The organism is Pseudaminobacter soli (ex Li et al. 2025) (assembly GCF_003012705.1).
Classification (GTDB): domain Bacteria; phylum Pseudomonadota; class Alphaproteobacteria; order Rhizobiales; family Rhizobiaceae; genus Pseudaminobacter; species Pseudaminobacter soli.
The window spans coordinates 371,531-389,357 of the sequence record NZ_PXYL01000004.1 but is presented as its reverse complement, the minus strand read 5'-3'; the positions used below and the strand labels follow the sequence as shown (position 1 = coordinate 389,357).

Annotated in this window: 14 protein-coding genes; 13 read left to right on the top strand and 1 reads right to left on the bottom strand. The window is 62.5% G+C overall.

What is annotated here, in order from left to right; translation table 11 throughout:
- Window positions 1-23 precede the first annotated feature (23 nt).
- The 12 genes from C7I85_RS10720 to C7I85_RS10665 all read left to right on the top strand — a co-directional run bounded on the left by C7I85_RS10720 (window position 24) and on the right by C7I85_RS10665 (window position 16,085).
- Complete coding sequence (locus tag C7I85_RS10720; RefSeq protein ID WP_106723949.1) at window positions 24-1,373, top strand: hypothetical protein; 1,350 nt, start codon at window positions 24-26, stop codon at window positions 1,371-1,373.
- Window positions 1,370-3,505 (top strand): bi-domain-containing oxidoreductase, encoded by a 2,136-nt coding sequence (locus tag C7I85_RS10715; RefSeq protein ID WP_106723948.1) that lies wholly within the window; start codon window positions 1,370-1,372, stop codon window positions 3,503-3,505. The genes C7I85_RS10720 and C7I85_RS10715 overlap by 4 nt, the downstream gene beginning before the upstream one ends.
- The gene (wecB, locus tag C7I85_RS10710) at window positions 3,502-4,614 is read left to right on the top strand and encodes a non-hydrolyzing UDP-N-acetylglucosamine 2-epimerase (protein ID WP_210203032.1); all 1,113 of its coding nucleotides are present in this window, start codon (window positions 3,502-3,504) and stop codon (window positions 4,612-4,614) included. The genes C7I85_RS10715 and wecB overlap by 4 nt, the downstream gene beginning before the upstream one ends.
- Window positions 4,611-6,131, top strand: a complete 1,521-nt coding sequence (locus C7I85_RS10705) for a heparinase II/III family protein (protein ID WP_210203031.1) — start codon at window positions 4,611-4,613, stop codon at window positions 6,129-6,131. The genes wecB and C7I85_RS10705 overlap by 4 nt, the downstream gene beginning before the upstream one ends.
- 112 nt (window positions 6,132-6,243) lie before the next feature.
- Window positions 6,244-7,530: a glycosyltransferase family 4 protein gene (locus C7I85_RS10700; protein ID WP_106723945.1), complete on the top strand. Its 1,287-nt coding sequence runs from the start codon at window positions 6,244-6,246 to the stop codon at window positions 7,528-7,530.
- Entirely contained in the window at window positions 7,527-8,870 is a 1,344-nt protein-coding gene (locus C7I85_RS10695; RefSeq protein ID WP_106723944.1) for a nucleotide sugar dehydrogenase, read from the top strand. The genes C7I85_RS10700 and C7I85_RS10695 overlap by 4 nt, the downstream gene beginning before the upstream one ends.
- Window positions 8,871-9,035: 165 nt before the next feature.
- Complete coding sequence (locus C7I85_RS10690; protein WP_106723943.1) at window positions 9,036-9,566, top strand: hypothetical protein; 531 nt, start codon at window positions 9,036-9,038, stop codon at window positions 9,564-9,566.
- Window positions 9,567-9,691: 125 nt separating this feature from the next.
- Window positions 9,692-10,510: a tyrosine-protein phosphatase gene (locus tag C7I85_RS10685; RefSeq protein ID WP_106723942.1), complete on the top strand. Its 819-nt coding sequence runs from the start codon at window positions 9,692-9,694 to the stop codon at window positions 10,508-10,510.
- 1 nt (window position 10,511) lies between these two features.
- Window positions 10,512-11,273: a polysaccharide biosynthesis/export family protein gene (locus C7I85_RS10680; RefSeq protein ID WP_106723941.1), complete on the top strand. Its 762-nt coding sequence runs from the start codon at window positions 10,512-10,514 to the stop codon at window positions 11,271-11,273.
- 22 nt (window positions 11,274-11,295) lie between these two features.
- Window positions 11,296-13,659, top strand: coding sequence for a GumC family protein (locus C7I85_RS10675; RefSeq protein WP_106723940.1), 2,364 nt, complete (start codon window positions 11,296-11,298; stop codon window positions 13,657-13,659).
- Complete coding sequence (locus C7I85_RS10670; RefSeq protein WP_106723939.1) at window positions 13,550-14,797, top strand: tetratricopeptide repeat protein; 1,248 nt, start codon at window positions 13,550-13,552, stop codon at window positions 14,795-14,797. Before C7I85_RS10675 ends, C7I85_RS10670 begins: the two co-directional genes overlap by 110 nt.
- A 106-nt stretch (window positions 14,798-14,903) precedes the next feature.
- The gene (locus C7I85_RS10665) at window positions 14,904-16,085 is read left to right on the top strand and encodes an O-antigen ligase family protein (protein ID WP_146148849.1); all 1,182 of its coding nucleotides are present in this window, start codon (window positions 14,904-14,906) and stop codon (window positions 16,083-16,085) included.
- 121 nt (window positions 16,086-16,206) lie between these two features.
- Here C7I85_RS10665 and C7I85_RS10660 read toward each other — a convergent pair whose 3' ends face one another.
- Window positions 16,207-16,803: a LysE family translocator gene (locus C7I85_RS10660; RefSeq protein WP_106723937.1), complete on the bottom strand. Its 597-nt coding sequence runs from the start codon at window positions 16,801-16,803 to the stop codon at window positions 16,207-16,209.
- Window positions 16,804-16,895: 92 nt separating this feature from the next.
- On the opposite strand from C7I85_RS10660, the gene C7I85_RS10655 reads away from it, so the two are divergent.
- Complete coding sequence (locus C7I85_RS10655) at window positions 16,896-17,765, top strand: LysR family transcriptional regulator (protein ID WP_106723936.1); 870 nt, start codon at window positions 16,896-16,898, stop codon at window positions 17,763-17,765.
- Window positions 17,766-17,827 lie beyond the last annotated feature (62 nt).

Here is a 17,827-nt window from a genome sequence, read left to right as displayed (position 1 = left end):
AAGGCGATCGGAGGGTAGGGATATTGTTGTTTTACAGTATAGCACCATTCGTTGTTCAGAATCTGATGGTTTCTGCGCGTGGCTATCAGCTAAACCGTCATCGCCGGGGCGCCGAGTTTCGCCAAGCCCTTGCTGAATATCGCGAACGCGATACCTGGTCTCATGACCGGATTATCGCGTATCGCGAACAGAAGCGGATCGAGGCCTTAGAGCGAGCTTCCGAAGCTCCTTTCTATCGGGACTTTTTCAAGCGGCTCAGCGCGAATTGGCGCGATTTTATTGACTTGAAAGCGTTCGAAACCCTCCCCATCATCACGCGCGCCGATCTTGCAGCCAACCTCGAAGCTTTTTGCCGTCGCCCACGCTTGCGATCGGATAAGATCGAGACCACGTCCGGCACTACAGGTACGTCCCTGTCACTGCCGCTGTCGACAAACGTTGAGCCGGACCAGTGGGCCGTCTGGTGGCGCTATCGCAATCGACATGGGGTCGAGATTGGCAAGCGCTGCGCACTCTTTGCGTCGTTTCCAGTTGTGCCGCGAGCTCAGGATTCCCGACCCTATCGCATGAATTTCGCAGGCAACGAGATTCGATTCAGTATCTTTCACATTTCCGATGCTACCGTCTCCGATTACGTGCGAGCCTTGAACCGCTACAAGCCGAAATGGGTTCACGGAAACCCCACCGCTATCGCCATGTTCTGTCATCACTTTCTGAGCGTCGGCGCGCGCCTCGATTACGCCGTCGAGCACGTCACTGTTGGCTCGGAGAATTTCCTGCCGTGGCAGCGAGCTGTCATCGCAAAAGTCTTCGGTGTTACGCCACGCCAGCACTACGGGCTCGCCGAGGCAGTGGCCAACATTTCAGAAGGCACCGACGGTCTACTGCGGGTTGACGAGGATTTCAGCTATGTTGAATTCGTACCCGAAGGCGATGACGCTCATATGATCGTTGGTACACCGTTCAGCAACAATGCGCTGGGCCTCTTGCGCTACAGCACGGGTGACCTTGCACGCACCGCCTCAATGGAGCTCCAAGGCGGTCGCTGGGGACGTGTTATCGAACAGTTAGACGGTCGGCTGACGGACTACATCGTGCTGCCGGGCGGTCGTCGGGTAGCGTCTCTTGCCGGTCCTTTTCACGCCACCACCAATCTCGCAGCCGCGCAGATATATCAAGGCCTGGATGGCTCCCTAACCGTTCGATACGTGCCGGGCGCAGGGTGGAACGACGATATGGTTAGGCCACTGGAGAAGCGCCTACGCGCGCGCGTCGGCTCAGAGATCGCCATCTCGTTTGAAAAACGTCAGGACATTGAGAAGACCGCCAGAGGCAAAGCCAAGCTCGTCATTTCAGATTGTCGGCCCGCATGAAACAAATCCTCCAGTCGCTGAAGACTGGCGCGACGGAGATCGCCCAGGTGCCGTGCGTTGCGCCGTCGCGCGGGCAGTTGCTGATCCGCACCGCGCGTTCGCTGGTTTCTGCGGGCACCGAGCGCATGCTGGTCGACTTCGGCAGAGCTGGGCTGATCGGCAAGGCCCGCCAGCAGCCGGAGAAGGTGCGGCAGGTTATCGACAAAGTGCGCACCGATGGCCTCGCGCCGACACTGGAAGCGGTCTTCAACAAGCTCGATCAGCCCCTGCCGCTCGGCTACTGCAATGTGGGTCGGGTGATTGAGGCCGGTGCGGGAGTGACGGGCTTCACGCCTAGCGAGCGCGTGGTGTCCAACGGCAGGCATGCCGAGGTGGTTTCCGTTCCGGTCAATCTCTGCGCCAAGGTGCCCGACGCCGTGTCCGACGACGAAGCTGCCTTCACCGTGCTCGGCGCCGTCGCCCTGCAAGGCATCAGGCTGGCGCAGCCGACGCTGGGCGAGGCGGTGGTGGTCACAGGCCTCGGCCTGATCGGGCTGCTCGCCGTGCAACTGCTGCGCGCCCATGGCTGCCGGGTGCTCGCCATCGACCTCGATCCAGCTAGGCTCAGGTTGGCGGAGAGCTTCGGCGCGCAGACGGTAGACCTTTCGACTGGCGCCGATCCGGTCCCCGCCGCACTGGCTTTTTCCCGCGGGCGCGGCGTGGACGCCGTCATGATCGCCGCATCGACGCGCAGCAGAGAGCCCGTGCACCAGGCAGCGCTGATGAGCCGCAAGCGTGGCCGTATCGTGCTGGTCGGGGTCGCCGGGCTGGAGCTTGATCGCGCCGATTTCTATGAGAAGGAGCTCACCTTCCAGGTCTCCTGCTCCTACGGACCTGGCCGCTACGATCCAAACTATGAGGAGAGGGGGCAGGATTATCCGGTCGGCTTCGTGCGCTGGACCGAGCAGCGCAACTTTGAGGCCGTGCTCGATATGCTGGCCGATGGCCGCCTCGACGTGAAGCCGCTCATCTCGCATCGGTTTCCTATCGCGGAGGCGGGCAAGGCCTACGAGCTCGTCACCGGCAAGACGCCTTCGCTCGGCATTCTGCTCAACTACCCGGCAGATGAAGCCGTGCCGTCCGAGGCGCTCATGCGCCGCACGGTTTCTTTGGCGCCTGCTATGTCGAGGGTGGCAGCCGGCAAGTCGGCGATCGGCTTCATCGGCTCGGGTAACTACGCGACAGCCGTGCTGATCCCGGCCTTCAAGGCTGCCGGAGTGCGACTGGTGAGCATCGCCTCCAACGCCGGGGTTAGCGGTCTGCACGCCGGGCGAAAATTCGGCTTTGAGAGCACCACCACAGACGCGGCGGCGGTACTCGATGACCCTGACGTCGATGCCATAGTCATCGCAACACGCCACGAGAGCCATGCCGATCTTGTGTGCCGCGCGCTACGCTCAGGCAAGCATGTTTTCGTGGAAAAGCCGCTGGCGCTTCGGCAGGGCGAAATTGGGGCTATCGAGGCCGCGCGGAGCCACGCAGTCGAGGCGGGTTTTGCGCCAATCGTCATGGTCGGCTTCAACCGCCGCTTTGCGCCGCAGGTGCAGAAGATAAAAAGCCTGCTCGACGGTGTTCCCCGCGCCAAGTCTTTCGTCATGACGGTCAATGCGGGGGCAATTCCCGCCGATCACTGGACACAGGACCAGCAAGTGGGGGGAGGGCGGATTGTCGGCGAGGCCTGCCATTTCGTCGACCTGCTGCGCTTTCTCGCCGGTGCGCCGATCATCTCGCATCATGCTGCTTTCATGAAGGCGGAAACCGGCGATACGGCGACGATCACACTCTCCTTCGCCGACGGATCGGTCGGCGCCATCCATTACTTTGCCAATGGCAGCAAGGCCTTTCCCAAGGAGCGGCTGGAGGTGTTTTCCGGTGGTCGCATTCTCCAGCTGGACAATTTCCGCCGCCTGCAGGGTTTTGGCTGGCCGGGCTTCAGCCGGCTCAATCTGTGGCGGCAGGACAAGGGGCACAAGGCATGTGCAGAGGCCTTTGTCCGAGCGCTCGGGACAGGCGGCGCGTCGCCGATCCCCTTTGGCGAGTTGCTGGAGGTTGGCAGGACGGCAATAGAGATCGCGGAGACTTGCCGGGCGTGAGCCGGGTAGCGGGGCCGCTGGTCGACATCATCGCCGGGGCGAGGCCGAACTTCATGAAGGTCGCACCGATCATTCGGGCGCTGGATGCACGCAAGGCCATGGGCGGTCGCCTGCGGTACCGCCTGATCCATACCGGCCAGCACTACGACGCCCGCATGTCTGGCGATTTCTTCGTCCAACTCGGCATCCCCGAGCCGAACGTCAACCTGGAGGCGGGCTCGGGCACGCAGGCCGAGCAGACGGCCGCGATCATGGTTCGCTATGAGAGGCTGCTTCTGGAAAGCCCGAGCCAGGCCTGCCTCGTCGTTGGCGACGTCACCTCCACCATGGCCTGCGCCATTGCGGCGCAGAAGCTGAAAGTCCCGGTGGCCCATGTCGAGGCCGGCATCCGCTCTGGCGACTGGGCGATGCCCGAAGAAGTCAATCGCATCGTCACCGACGCCATCACCAACTGGTTCTTCACCACCAGCCTTTGGGCAGGCGAGAACCTCAAGCGCGAGGACGTGGGGGGCGAGCGCATCTTCTTCGTAGGCAATACGATGATCGACACGCTTCTTGCCAATCTCGATCGCCTGCGTCCGCCGCCGTTCTGGGACGAGATGGGTCTTTCTTCGGGTGGCTATTTCGTGCTGACACTGCACCGGCCGTCCAATGTCGATACGGCGGCGCCCTTCGAGGCCCTGCTCAAGGCGATCGGCGAGGGGACGCGCGGCTTGCCGGTGGTGTTTCCGGTCCACCCGCGCACGGCGAAGATGCTGGAAGCCATTCCCGGCCTGCCGCAGTCGATCCGCTTTGTCGAACCGCAGCCCTATCTGGAATTCAACCATCTTGTCCGCCACGCCAAGGCTGTCATCACCGATTCAGGCGGCATCACAGAGGAGGCGACGGTGATGGGCGTGCCGTGCATGACGCTGCGCGACACCACCGAGCGTCCCGAGACCGTTAGCGTCGGCACCAACGAGATCCTCGGCACGGACCCGGCTGCGCTCGCTCCGGCACTCGATCGCCTGTTTGCGGGTCGCTGGAAAAAGGGCGCCATCCCGGAGAAGTGGGATGGCAGGGCAGCCGAGCGGATCGTCGCTGTGTTGGAGAGAATACTTCAGGCGTGAGCGCTTTGCCTGCCAGCTTGCGTCTTTACGCGGGCACCGTCCGCCATCTGCGGCCGGTGCAGATCTATGGCCGGCTATGGTTCCACGCGGCTCGGCCGAGGCCGGACCTTCGCCCTCAGCCTGGGTTGCGGCAGCATAATGGGTGGGTTTCGCCTGCGCGCAGGGGCCAGAGCCAGATTGGGCCGGACGAATTCCGCTTCCTCAACGAGACGCGGTCACTTTCGCAGAGTGGCTGGGACGATCCCGCAGTCGCGAAACTCTGGCTCTACAACTTGCACTATTTCGACGACCTCAACGCCGAAGAGGCGGAGCGGCGCACGGATTGGCACCGGGCACTGATCGCAAGATGGACCGACCAGAATCCTCCGGGCAAGGGTACTGGCTGGGAGCCATATCCCACCTCGCTGCGCATCGTGAACTGGATCAAGTGGGCGCTCGCCGGCAACGCGCTTTCACCCGAGACCGTTGCGAGCCTTGCCATTCAGGCGCGCTGGCTCGTACGCCGGCTCGAACGCCATCTGCTCGGCAATCACCTTTTCGCCAACGCCAAGGCGCTGGTCTTCGCCGGATGTTTCTTCGCAGGCGAAGAGGCTGGGGCTTGGCTCGATCTTGGCCTCAGCATTCTCGCACGGGAAGTGCCGGAGCAGATCCTGGAAGACGGGGGGCATTTCGAACTCAGCACCATGTATCACGCGCTGGCGCTTGAGGACCTGTTGGACCTCGTCAATGTGATGCGCGCGGCCGGGCTATCGGTGCCCGACCTGTGGGAAGGGAAGATAGCGGCGATGCGAAGCTGGCTTGCCGCGATGTCCCATCCAGATGGCGAGATCGGCTTCTTCAACGATGCAGCACTCGGGATCGCGCCTTCGCCGGCGGAACTTGAGGCCTATGCCGGGAGGCTTCGCTTTGTGCCGGCGGCCGCTGCGTCGTTGCGATGGCTTCAAGACAGCGGCTACGTTCGACTCGGCGATGATCGGGCAGTCGCGCTCCTCGATGTCGGGCGCGTCGGTCCGGACTATCTTCCGGGCCACGCGCACGCGGACACGTTGTCCTTCGAACTGTCGGTGAACGGGCGGCGGGTGATCGTCAATTCCGGCACCTCCGTCTACGGCAATGGACCGGAGCGCCTTCGCCAGCGCGGCACGGCTGGGCACAACACGGTCGAGATCGACGGCGAGAATTCCTCCGAGGTCTGGTCGGGCTTCCGCGTTGCGCGCCGCGCGTGTCCCGAAGGGCTTTTCGTTACGATGCACGACGAATTCAGCATCGTCGCATGCAGCCATGACGGTTATCGGCGGCTTTCGGGCCGGCCCTGCCATCGGCGCAGCTGGTACTTCGGCGGTGACACTCTCATTGTCAGCGACAAGGTCGAGGGTGGCCACGGCCGGGCGGTCGCCGCGTTCCATTTCCATCCGGCCTGTACCCTCTCGGCCTCTGCCGATGGTTCAACCGGAACTCTTCCGTCGCACACGACACCGTGCTGCGTTGGTCCGTCGCAAAGGGAACGGCGACAATAGAGCCTTCCACATGGCATCCCGAATTCGGCGCAAGCCTGCCTGCCCGACGACTCCTGCTCAAGCTGTCGGCCGGCGAGAGCGTCATTGAGTTCTCCTGGGCGGAGAAAGCCTGATGCACATCCTCTTCCTGACCGACAATTTCCCGCCGGAGGTGAACGCGCCCGCCAGCCGCACCTTCGAGCATTGCCGCGAATGGGTGAAGGCGGGGCATCGGGTCACGGTCATCACCTGTGCGCCGAATTTCCCGCAAGGGCGGGTGTTCGAAGGTTACCGCAACAAATTGCTGGCCCGCGAGATCATGGATGGCATCGAGGTCGTCCGCGTCTGGAGCTACATCGCGGCCAATGAAGGCTTTGCGCGACGCACGCTCGACTATGTGAGCTTCATGGTCACCGCCACGCTGGCCAGCCTGCGCGTTCGCCGGCCCGACGTCGTGATCGCCACCTCGCCGCAGTTCTTCACCGCCTGTGCCGGCTATCTCGCGAGCCGGCTACGCCGGGCCCCATTCATCTTCGAGCTTCGCGACCTGTGGCCTGAATCGATCCGCGCCGTGGGTGCACTCAAGCAGTCCTGGATGCTCGACTGGTTGGAGAAGCTCGAACTCTTCCTCTACCGCAAGGCCGCGGCCATCATCTCGGTTACGAACGCGTTCAAACGGAATCTGACGGCCATGGGCATAGAGCCGGGCAAGATCCACGTCGTCACCAATGGAGCCGACCTGTCGCTGTTCCGGCCCCGCGACAAGGAAGGCGAACTGGCGGAGAAGCTCGGGCTGACCGGCAAATTCGTCGCCGGCTATATCGGCACCCACGGCCTGGCGCACGGGTTGGAGACGCTGCTGGACGCGGCGCGCATGCTGCAGGAAGAAGGGCAGCACGATATCCACCTGCTTTTCCTCGGCGATGGTGCATCGAAGACGGCGCTGACGGCGCGTGCGGCGGAGCTGAAGCTTGCGAACGTCACCTTCCTCGATACCGTGCCCAAGGCCGACGTGGTCCGCTACTGGTCGCTGCTCGATGTGTCGGTGATCCATCTTCGCCGTACCGATCTCTTCACGACCGTAATCCCCTCGAAGCTGTTCGAATGCATGGCCATGGGCATTCCCATCCTGCACGGGGTGCCGGGCGAGTCGGCCGAGATCGTCGAAGACGGAAGGGTGGGGCTCACCTTCGAGCCCGAAAATGCCGAGCAGCTTCGCGACAGGCTGATCACGCTGTCGCGCGACAGGCAACTCGCCAAGGAGCTCGGTGCCAACGGCGTTGAAGTGGCTCGGAAGTTCGATCGAGTTCATCTCGCAGATCGCATGCTCCATCTGATCGAAGGCTCATTGTTTGCAGATGTCGGTGCGCAACGGCAGGCCGACGAACCAGGCAAGACGATACAGGAAACGCTCATATGACGAATGAGACGGACGTGGCCGCGCGGGCGGCCGCGAGGATCAGCTATCGCAAGGCCGTGGTCGGTGTCATCGGTCTGGGCTATGTCGGTCTCCCACTGGCGATGGCGGCTGCGCGCGGAGGGTTTCGCACGCTCGGATTGGACATCGATGTTGAAAAGGTGGCGCACCTCAACGCCGGCACGTCCTACATCGACGCCGTCCCCTCGAGGGACCTTGGCGCCTATGTGGCGGCTGGCACGTTCCGCCCCACCAGCAACTTTGCCGAACTGGCAGAGTGCGACGTCATTGTCATCTGTGTGCCCACCCCGTTGTCGAGGCAGCGCGAACCCGACCTGCAATATGTCGTCGACACTGCCAGGACCATTGCCACGCACCTGCGCGAAGGGCAGCTGGTGGTGCTGGAGTCCACCACCTATCCAGGCACGACCGAGGAGGTGGTGAAGCCGATCCTCGAGGCAGGAGGACTGAAGAGCGGCCGTGACTTCTTCCTCGCCTTCTCGCCTGAGCGCGAGGACCCCGGCAATGCCAGCTTTCGCACTGTCACCATTCCCAAGGTTGTCGCCGGCGATGGTCCCGAGGCGTGTGCACTGGCCGAAGCTTTCTATGGCGCGGTGGTGGAGCGCGTCGTCACGGTCTCTTCGCCGTCGACAGCCGAGGCCGTCAAGATCACCGAGAACGTGTTCCGCGCCGTCAATATCGCGCTCGTCAACGAGTTGAAGATCATCTACGACGCGATGGGGATCGACGTCTGGGAAGTGATCGACGCCGCTTCGACGAAGCCGTTCGGCTTCATGCCTTTCTACCCCGGTCCCGGGCTCGGCGGTCACTGCATTCCGATCGACCCCTTTTACCTGACATGGAAGTCGCGGGAATATGGCCTGCCGACGCGCTTCATCGAGCTTGCCGGCGAGATCAACATCTCGATCCCGCGCTATGTCATGGGCAATCTGGAGCGTGCGCTCGACGTCCATCACTGCCGGTCGCTTGGGTCGGCCAGGGTTCTTGTGGTCGGGCTCGCCTACAAGAAGAACGTCTCCGATATCCGCGAAAGCCCGTCTTTCTCCCTGATCGAATTGCTGGAGCGGCGGGGCACACGGGTCGACTATCACGATCCCCACGTCCCCGAAGTGCCCCTGACGCGCGAACACGCAGCACTCGCCGGCCGCCGATCCGTCGAATTGAGGCCCGACGCGGTTGCCGCCTATCACGCGGTGCTGATCGCGACCGATCACGACGCTATCGACTACGACCTGCTTCACCGGCACGCCTCGCTGATCGTGGACACGCGCAACGCGCTCGGCAGGCGCGGCCATCGTTCCAAGAAGATCGTCAAGACATGATCCGCAGCGCCCACGGTCCACCGTGAGCCTTTGACGCGCACGCGTGTCAGTTCGGCCTACAGCCGCGGCTGGTTTTGGGCCGGTCAGTCATCGAGGGCCAACGGTGTCCGTTCCGAAAGGCGGTAGCGAAAGTGCCCTCTGTAGAGTCAACAAACGAGATCAAACATGAACGGGATTCATCGAAATTCGGCCGCGCTCCGGCTGATCAATCATCGGAAGATCAGGACGATCGCCGCTGTCGTCATGGGCTTAGGCCTCGCCGCGAGCATTGGCACCAGCGCCTACGCGAAGGACTGCGCTCTTCGCCTGCCTCTATCCAGTGTGCGCAACCACCAAGCGGCCGGGACCGTTGCGTCCGCCAGAGGGCAGGTGAATGTCTTGGGCCCCAATCAGGGCTGGGCGCCAGCCTCCGTTGGCACGCCTATCGCATTGGGCGGCGCGGTTGAGACCGGGCCGGTCAGCCGTGCATCGCTCGCGGTGGGGCAGCACAGGTTGGACCTCAAGCCGCGGATGCAGGCCACATTCACGACGGAGGGTGAACGGCTTTGCGTCGTGCTCAGCGAAACGGATCCGAGCGGCGTGGTCGGAGCGGGTAACGGGACTGCCTTGATCGTTGGTGGTGCGGCAGTGGCGCTAGGGATCGGCGCGGCCCTTGCGACGTCGACGGGGGATGACACCAAGCCCCTCAGCCCCTGAGGTTTTCGGACCAATCGATATTGATGGAAATTGCAGGTGGGCATGGAAGCATGCCCGTCCTTCCTGGCGCGACCCTTCCGTGAAGGGCTGCCCGTGACGACGACATAACTGGCAATACGCCGACCATGATCGATCTTCATTCTCACCTTCTTCCCGGATGTGACGACGGCGCCGCCGATCTGGAGATGGCGCTCACCATGGCCCGGCGAGCCGTCGACGACGGGGTGCGTGTCATGGCATGCACGCCGCACATATTGCCGGGCCTCTACAGCAATGATGCGACCGGGATCGAGGCTCGCGTCGCCTCGTTGCGCCAGGCGCTTGGCGAGGCCGACATCGATCTGACGCTCGTGGTGGGCGCAGACGTGCACATCGCGCCCGATCTGCCCAAAAAGCTCGGTGACGGCACCATCCCAACACTCAACGGCTCGCGCTATTTTCTGCTCGAGCCGCCGCATCAGGTGCTGCCGCCACAGCTCGAAAATCTGATCGCAAGCCTGATTGGCGCGGGTTTCGTGCCGATAATGACCCATCCGGAGCGGCTGGCGTGGACACGCACGCACTATGACGTCGTCGACAGGATCAACGCGGCCGGCTGTCTGATACAGATCACGGCCGGCTCCCTGACAGGCTGCTTTGGACGTACGGCGCAATACCTGGCCGACCGCATGCTGGACGACGGCCGCGTGGACATCATCGCAAGCGACGCTCACAATCTGCGGGCAAGGGCGCCGGGCCTGTCGAAGGCGCGGGAGATCGTGGCGGCTCGTCATGGGCGAGAGCTGGCCGAGGATCTCGTGATCCAAAAGCCGATGCGCATTCTGCGCGATCTGCCAGTTGCCCCGCACCTCGCCTCGAGCCGAGCGGCAAAATTTCCAACATCGCAACCTGCCGGCGAAATTCGGCCGTTTAGCCGGCTCTTTGAATGGATCAGGAGTGCCTAACATGAAGTGCAAGCTGGGCGCTGCGGCCGCTATGGCTTCCTGCCTGTTCGCGATCTGGGGGTGCAGCGCCACGCCCGGCACGTCGCGCGAAACCCCGGCAGAGCTTATGGCATTGAGCAGCGTTGCCGCTAGCTCCCGCGACCGCGGACTGAAAATGGTTGCCGAGCTTCCGCCGCCTCTGGCGGTGACGAGCGGCGTGGCGCAGCCAGTGGCGAATTCGGATGTGCTCGATATATCGGTCTTTCAGGTGCCGGATCTGGCGCGCACGGTTCAGGTCGATGATCGCGGCTATATCTCGTTGCCCCTGATCGGGGCGGTGCAGGCCTCGGGAAAGTCCGTCCAGATGCTGCAAGGCGACATCGAGACCGCCTATGCGGCCAACTATCTTCAGTCGCCGAACGTGTCGGTCTTCGTCAAGGAATCCGCCGCGCGTCGGGTGACCGTGGACGGCGAGGTGAGGCGTTCCGGCGTCTTTCCGCTTCCACCCGGCGCCTCGCTGCTCGATGCGGTTGCGCTGGCGGGAGGGTTCACCGGGGTGGCTGATCCGTCGAAAGTCTACGTTTTTCGCCGGGTGGGCGATGTCAACTACGTCGCCAATTACAAGGTCGATGACATTCGACAGGGCAGCGGCCGCAACCCACCGGTCTATGGAGGGGACGTGGTTGTCGTCTTTGCCTCTCAGTCGCGCGTGGTGATGCAAAGCCTCAAGGAAGCGCTCGGCGTGGCCACGTCTGTCGGCCGCCTCGCGGTCCTTGTGCCTTAAAGCAATTTCAAAAGGTTAGTATATGCTGGATCGCTCCTATCCGCTGCCCAATTACGGATCGCTTCCGCCTTACGGCGATGTGCAGTCCTACCAGCAATTCGATTACCATCCCTATGGCGATGACAAGCCCGAACGCGAAGGCCTGCTCGATCCACTCAAGCTTCTGTCGATTGTCGTACGGCATCGATGGCTGATCGCTTTCATGGTGCTCTTTGCGCTGGTCGGCGGCTTCGTCGTGACCATGATGCAGACGCCCATCTACCAGTCGTCAGCCCGTCTGGAGGTGGTGACGCCGTCGGCGCGCGTTTTCCAGGATATCGAGGTGGTGTCGGAAACGTCCGACCAGCGGGCGTTCCTGACCGCGCGCGAAAAGATCATGAGCCGCGCCATAGCCGAGCGCGTCGTCTACCAGCTTGGCCTCGCCGACAAGCGAGACTTCCTTTATCCCGCGCCCAGCTTTTCGCCCTGGAACCTGGCCAGACGCGCCTTCGGGTTGAAACTCGTTTCGGAACCCGATCTGCTCACTTCCGAAGAGCGCAAGCGGATAGCCGTAGAGCGCGTGCTTGGCGCGATGTCCGTCAACCTGGTCCCCAACACCAGCCTGCTGACAATCGCCTTCCGCGACCAGAAGCCCGAATATGCTCGCGACGTCGCCAACCAGATTACCCAGAGCTTCATCGATCAACGTGTGGATCAGACCGGCGAGACCTCGGAGCTCGCGCGCCAGTTCATCCAGGAGCAGGTGCTGCAGGTCAAGGTGAAGCTGCAGGCTTCGGAACAGGCGCTGGTCGATTATGCGCGCAAGGCGGGCATCACCGTCACAGGCAGCGAACGATCGCTCATCGCCTCCAATATCGAAGCCATCAACACCGCACTCGCCAAGGCGATGGAGGATCGGCTCGAGAGAAATGTGCTCGTCAGCCAGATCGAGCTTGGCCGCGGCGACAGCCTCGAACAGGTGCTGGCCAGCGAACCGCTGCAGAAACTGCGCACCGAAACTGCCCAGCTCAAAGCCGAGTACCAGCAGAAACTGACCACCTTCAAACCCGGCTTCCCCGAGATGCGCCAGCTTCAGACGCGCATCGGCGAACTGGAGCGGCAGTATGCCGACGGTGTCGCCGTCATACTCGACGGCATAAGAAAGAAGCGCGACGAGGCGGTGAAGCGCGAGGGCGAGCTACGAGCGAAGCTTGCCGAGCTGGAGCAGGGGCTGATCGCCTATGAGGACAAGAACATTCAGTACACGATCCTCAAGCGCGAGGTCGACTCCAACCGCTCGCAATACGAAACGCTGATAACCAAGCTGAATACGATCGGTGTCGGGTCGGAGCTCAAATCCCAGAACGCCACGATCGTCGATCTGGCCGTTCTTTCGAAGGTGCCGGTGGCCCCGCGGCTTTCGATCAACCTCGCCATAGCGCTTACCCTGTTCATGGCGCTGAGCGCGGCGATCATCTATCTGCTCGAACTGCTCAACAACAGTTTCGTCAATCCCGAGCAGATCGAGAAGGAGCTTGGCCTTTCCGTGCTGGGTATTCTTCCGAAGGTCGATGCCGAAGACCTGGAAGCGAGCCTTGCGGACCAAAAATCGGGCCTGTCGAAAGCCTATCGCAGCCTCAGGACCTCGATCCAGTTCTCGGGCGCGGAGGGCATGCCGAGGACACTGGTGATCACCAGTTCCGAGCCGTCGGAAACCAAGTCGACCAGCGCCTACAAGATTGCGCTCGATTTCGGCGTGATTGGCAAGAAGGTGCTGATCATCGATGGCGACCTTCGCAAGCCCAGCATGCACCGGCTCTTCGGCCTCGACAACACGCTGGGCCTGAGCAACATCCTGACGAATTCGGTGCCGCGCGAAGATCTGCCGCGTACCATCAGGAAAACCAGGGAAAGCAATATCTGGGTGGTGACCTCAGGCACCATCCCCCCCAATCCGGCCGATCTGCTGTCGTCCGCCAAGATGGCACTTCTGGTCGAGTATTTCGCCGGCCGGTTCGATCTCGTCATTATCGACAGCCCGCCGGTTGTTGGCCTCTCCGACGCGCCGATCCTCAGCCGGATCGCGCAAGCCACGCTACTTCTGGTGTCGGCGAACAATGTGTCGCGCAAGTCCGCGAAATCGGCGCTGAAGCGGCTCCGAGCCGCTGGCGGCAACGTCATTGGCGCTTGCCTGGCCAGGTTCAGCGCCGGGACTTTCGACTACAACTACGCGTACCGGTACATGAACTATTACTACTATCAGTATGGTCACGAACTTCCGAAGCTGGAGGGGCAGGGTGGAACGGGTAGCCACGCTGAGAGGAACCGCACGTTCCTGGATCGTCTGGGCCATATCGCTCGCAGTTCTGTCAGTCGTCTCATTCAACGGCTTAAGCCGGTCGATTGAGAAAACTGCGCCTGAAGCCGCTCTCCGGCTCAACCCGCTCAACGCGCAGGCGCGCGTCAACGCACTGACGGACGCGCTCAACGACAACGATCCCGATCTTCAAAAGCTGCTGCGCATGGCCACCAGCGGCCTTGCGATCAGCCCTGTCGATTCCCGTTTCCACAGCCTGTTGGGGGAGGTGCGCCTGCGAATGGGCAAAAAGGAAGAGGCGGATCGTCTTTTTCGACAAGCGCACCTGCTTTCCCGCACCGAAATCGATGCGCTGCAGCACCTGATGGTGCGCGCCATCGACACTGGCGACTATGCCGGCGCGGTCGGGCATATCGATGTCTTGTTGCGGCGATGGCCAAAGCGTGCCGGCGCCTGGACGTCCCTGTTGCCGCGGCTGCTGTCAGACCACGGCGCCTATGAGGCCATGGTCGAGCCCATGCGCGAGGGCGCGCCGTGGCGAGGCCGGATCCTGTACGCTCTGGCACGCCAAGAAGAGGGGCTGGGCATCGCATATCGGTTGCTGCTGGACCTCGCCGATTCCGACCACCCGCCGGAGCGGAGCGAGATCGAGGCCGTAAGCCGCGGGTTCATCGCGGCAAAACGCTACGAGGAAGCCTATCGTCTGTTTCGCTTCACGCTGCCACCAGGAGAGCACGACCAAGGCGGCTTCGTCTACAACGCATCTTTCCAGCCCGCCTCGGCTACGAGCCCGTTCGCCTGGCAGTATCGCAATACCCGTGCTGCCGAAATCAGCCTGACCGACGAAGCGCCCCTTGCCGGGGCGACGGTTCGATTTCTCAATGCGCCGGCCAGGGATATCGTGCTGCGCCAGACCCTGCTCCTGTCACCCGGCCGCTACCGGCTCCTTGCCAAGGTCGATGCTTCCAACCTGCGGGCTCCGCGCTCTCTTTACTGGCGTGTCGGCTGCCTGAACCCGAAAAGAGAACTGCTCCGCCTCCCTGTCCCTGAAGGCAGCTATCGGGATCAGAATTTCGAGGCCAGCTTCGTGGTCGACGGCTGCGCCCTGCAGCAGATCGGTCTCGCAACCGATGTGATCTCCGAAAGCTGGCAGAACCGCTATTCGGGGCAGGTGCGCTTTCATTCTCTGCGGATAGAGAAAGAGGACCTTGCTGAAGCTGAAAGGTGAATGGCCGAAATACCTGCTGGGGCTTGCCTTCATCGCGGCGGCCCTGCTGGGTGGAGGCGCAGCGTCAGGGCTCTGGACCGACGCTCTGCTCCAGCTGTTCATCCTGTTGGCGGCCACGCCGATCCTGGCTGCGCGCTCTGGCGAGGCGGTGGATGTCCGGATATTCTGGCTGTGCGGCCTGGTTCTTGCGGCAATCATCGTCCAGATGCTGCCTGTGTCGGATGCTCTGGTCCGACCGTTGCGTAGCGAGGCGTTTTCGAGTGGCCGGCTGACGGCTGGAACTCTCGAATTCATCAGCCTCGGACTCGGACGCACGCTTGAATCGCTGCTCTATGTTGCGGTGCTGGTCATTCTGCTGTTTGCCCTGCTGCGCCTGCCGGGTCCGCAACTTCATGCCCTGCTGCCGTTCCTGCTCGCCGGCGTTGCGTGCAATGCCGTCGCCGGGTTTATCCAATACTCGGCCTCCGCGAGGGTGACGGTCGAAGGCTTGCTCCCCTATACGGTCACCGCCGGCTTCTTCGCCAACCGCAACCATTTCGCGTCGCTGCTTTATGAGGTGCTGCCCTTTCTGCTTTATCTGGCGACGTTCACCCGCATGCGCCCGTGGGCGGTTGCCTCGATCATCCTGCTGTTGCTCGATCTGCTGGCTACCGGATCACGTGCTGGCGCCGTAATCGGGCTGCTGGCATTGGTGTTGTCCGTCGCCTTCTTTGCTTCGCGGTCGCGTGCAGGCGTGGGCAGCCTGGTGGTCTTGGCGGCGGTTGCTGGCATCTACGGCATGGGAACCTGGTTCGTGCTCGAGGCGCGCGACTTCACCGATGCGACGCGCGCGCAACTCGCCGCGACCACGTTACAGGGGATCAAACAGAACTGGGCCCTGGGCGTTGGCTACGGGAATTTTCCGGCGGCCTACCAGGCCTACGAAGACCCTTCGACCATTTCTGAGCGCTACGCCAACCACGCCCACAACGACTATCTGCAGCTGATCTTCGAGGGCGGCGTGATGGCGGGGCTGCTGATCGCGGGATATGTTGCGATGATCGGCAGGCAGCTCCTACGCATGCGGCACAGTCATTTCCACAAAGCCGCGTTCCTGGGCGTGCTGTTCGTGCTGATCCATTCTGTCGTCGACTATCCCTTGCGAACAATGGCGATCGCGGTCCCCTTTGTATATTTCAACGCGATCCTCTTCCATGGCGGGCTCAAGCCGGCGGGTCGCCATATCAAGGGCGTCATAGAGGTCACCAATGGCCGGCGACGGAGGCGCGTTCCCGTGACAGCGCCATAGGGAGCAGCGGTTCATAGACCCGTTGGAATATGCGAAGGGGCGGCCAGGTGCTGCCTTTTTTGTTTCGCTAAGCGCGATGTGGGCGCCGATAGTCGCGTGGAGTGACCTCACCCCACGGCGCTCAAATCCAGATAGGCACGACGGATGCCGCAAGCAGGGTCGCCAGCGAGATGTTGAGTGCCCACCATTGCCCATCAGTTCGCAAAAGCCGAGCGAGCAACAGCCCGGTAATGCACCAGGTGGACAGCGAGATGATCGCGAAAATGCCGAATGTCGCTGCGAGCAACAGTCCCAGTTGAACGGGCTCATCCGCCAGCGAAGCAAACGAGGCCGCGGCGCTGACCGTCATCGCCCAGCCCTTCGGATTGTGCCAAAGCATCCAAACGCCAGCAATGAAGCCGATGGGACTGGCCTGTGCCTGCGCAAGGTGAGGAGGCCCGCGTCCCGCGATCTGCCACGCCAGCCACAACAGGTAGATCGAACCTATCGCCTTCATGGCGAGCTGCAATGACGGGATCGCGAGCAGAATGCCCGCAAGTCCCATGGCTGCTGCCCCTGCCATGGTGGCAAGACCGAAGGCGATGCCGGCAATCAGCGGCGCCGATCCGCGCAAGCCGAAGCTCGCTCCCGACGCGGTGGCAAGGGTAGTGGCACCGCCCGGGCTGGCGGTGGACACCAGGGCGAACAGACATAGTGGGGTAAGCGTTTCCAACGACATCGGCCTCTCCTTCGGAAAGGCTGATAGCGCTCGGCTTGCCAATACAAAATCTAAAGTTGGTAATCGCTAGAATTAGCATTCATAATGCAAGGATGGTCAGAAACATCGATATCGCTCTTCTGCGCGCCTTCACCGCGGTGGCCGAACAACGCAGCATGACGGCGGCAAGTCAGATCCTGCATCTGACGCAAGGAGCTGTCAGCCAGCAGGTCGCCAGGCTCGAAGCGCTTGCCGGAGCTCCACTCTTCTTTCGCGAGCGACGCGGCCTGCGCCTGACGCCACTCGGTGAACGGTTGCGCGACAAGGCGGCCCGCCTGCTCGCGCTCAATGACGAGATCTGGACCGACATTCAGGGCGGCGCGATCAATGGCATTGTGCGTTTCGGCGTGCCTTACGACCTTGTGGGCACCTTGATTGCCCCGGCGCTCAAGGCTTTCACGCAGGAATGCCCGCAGGTGGAACTTTCGCTGGTCTGTGAGGCATCGGAAACTCTTGCCCGAAATGTTGCCCGCGGCGAGCTCGATTTCGGCGTTCTCGAAGAGCCGGCCGCCAGTCCTCAGGGTGAATGTCTTGCCGTCGACCGCCTGGTCTGGGCCGGAGCCAAAGGCGGGATGGCGCATTCGAAGAATCCGCTGCCAGTCTCGCTCGTGGCGGAGACATGCGCATTCAAGCCGGCAGTATTGGGCGCGCTTGAGCAGCAGGGCAGAGAATGGCGAACGGTCTTCGAGAACGGCACTCTCGACGCGACCATCGCCACGGTCCGGGCGGATCTCGCGGTATCGGCCTGGCTGTCCTCGACGATACCGCCTGACCTCGAAATCCTGGGCCCTACAGCGGGCCTCCCGGATCTGCCCGCTTTTGCCATCACGCTGCATGTGCCGGGTCGTCCGCTGAGCCCGGCTGCACGCGAACTGGTCCGGCACATACGTCATGTCATGACGCGACCGCACCAAACTTCCTGATCCTGACGTATTGTTCCGGTCGCCAGGCGATCCGAAGCCGGCTCCTTGTCGCGGTGAAAACG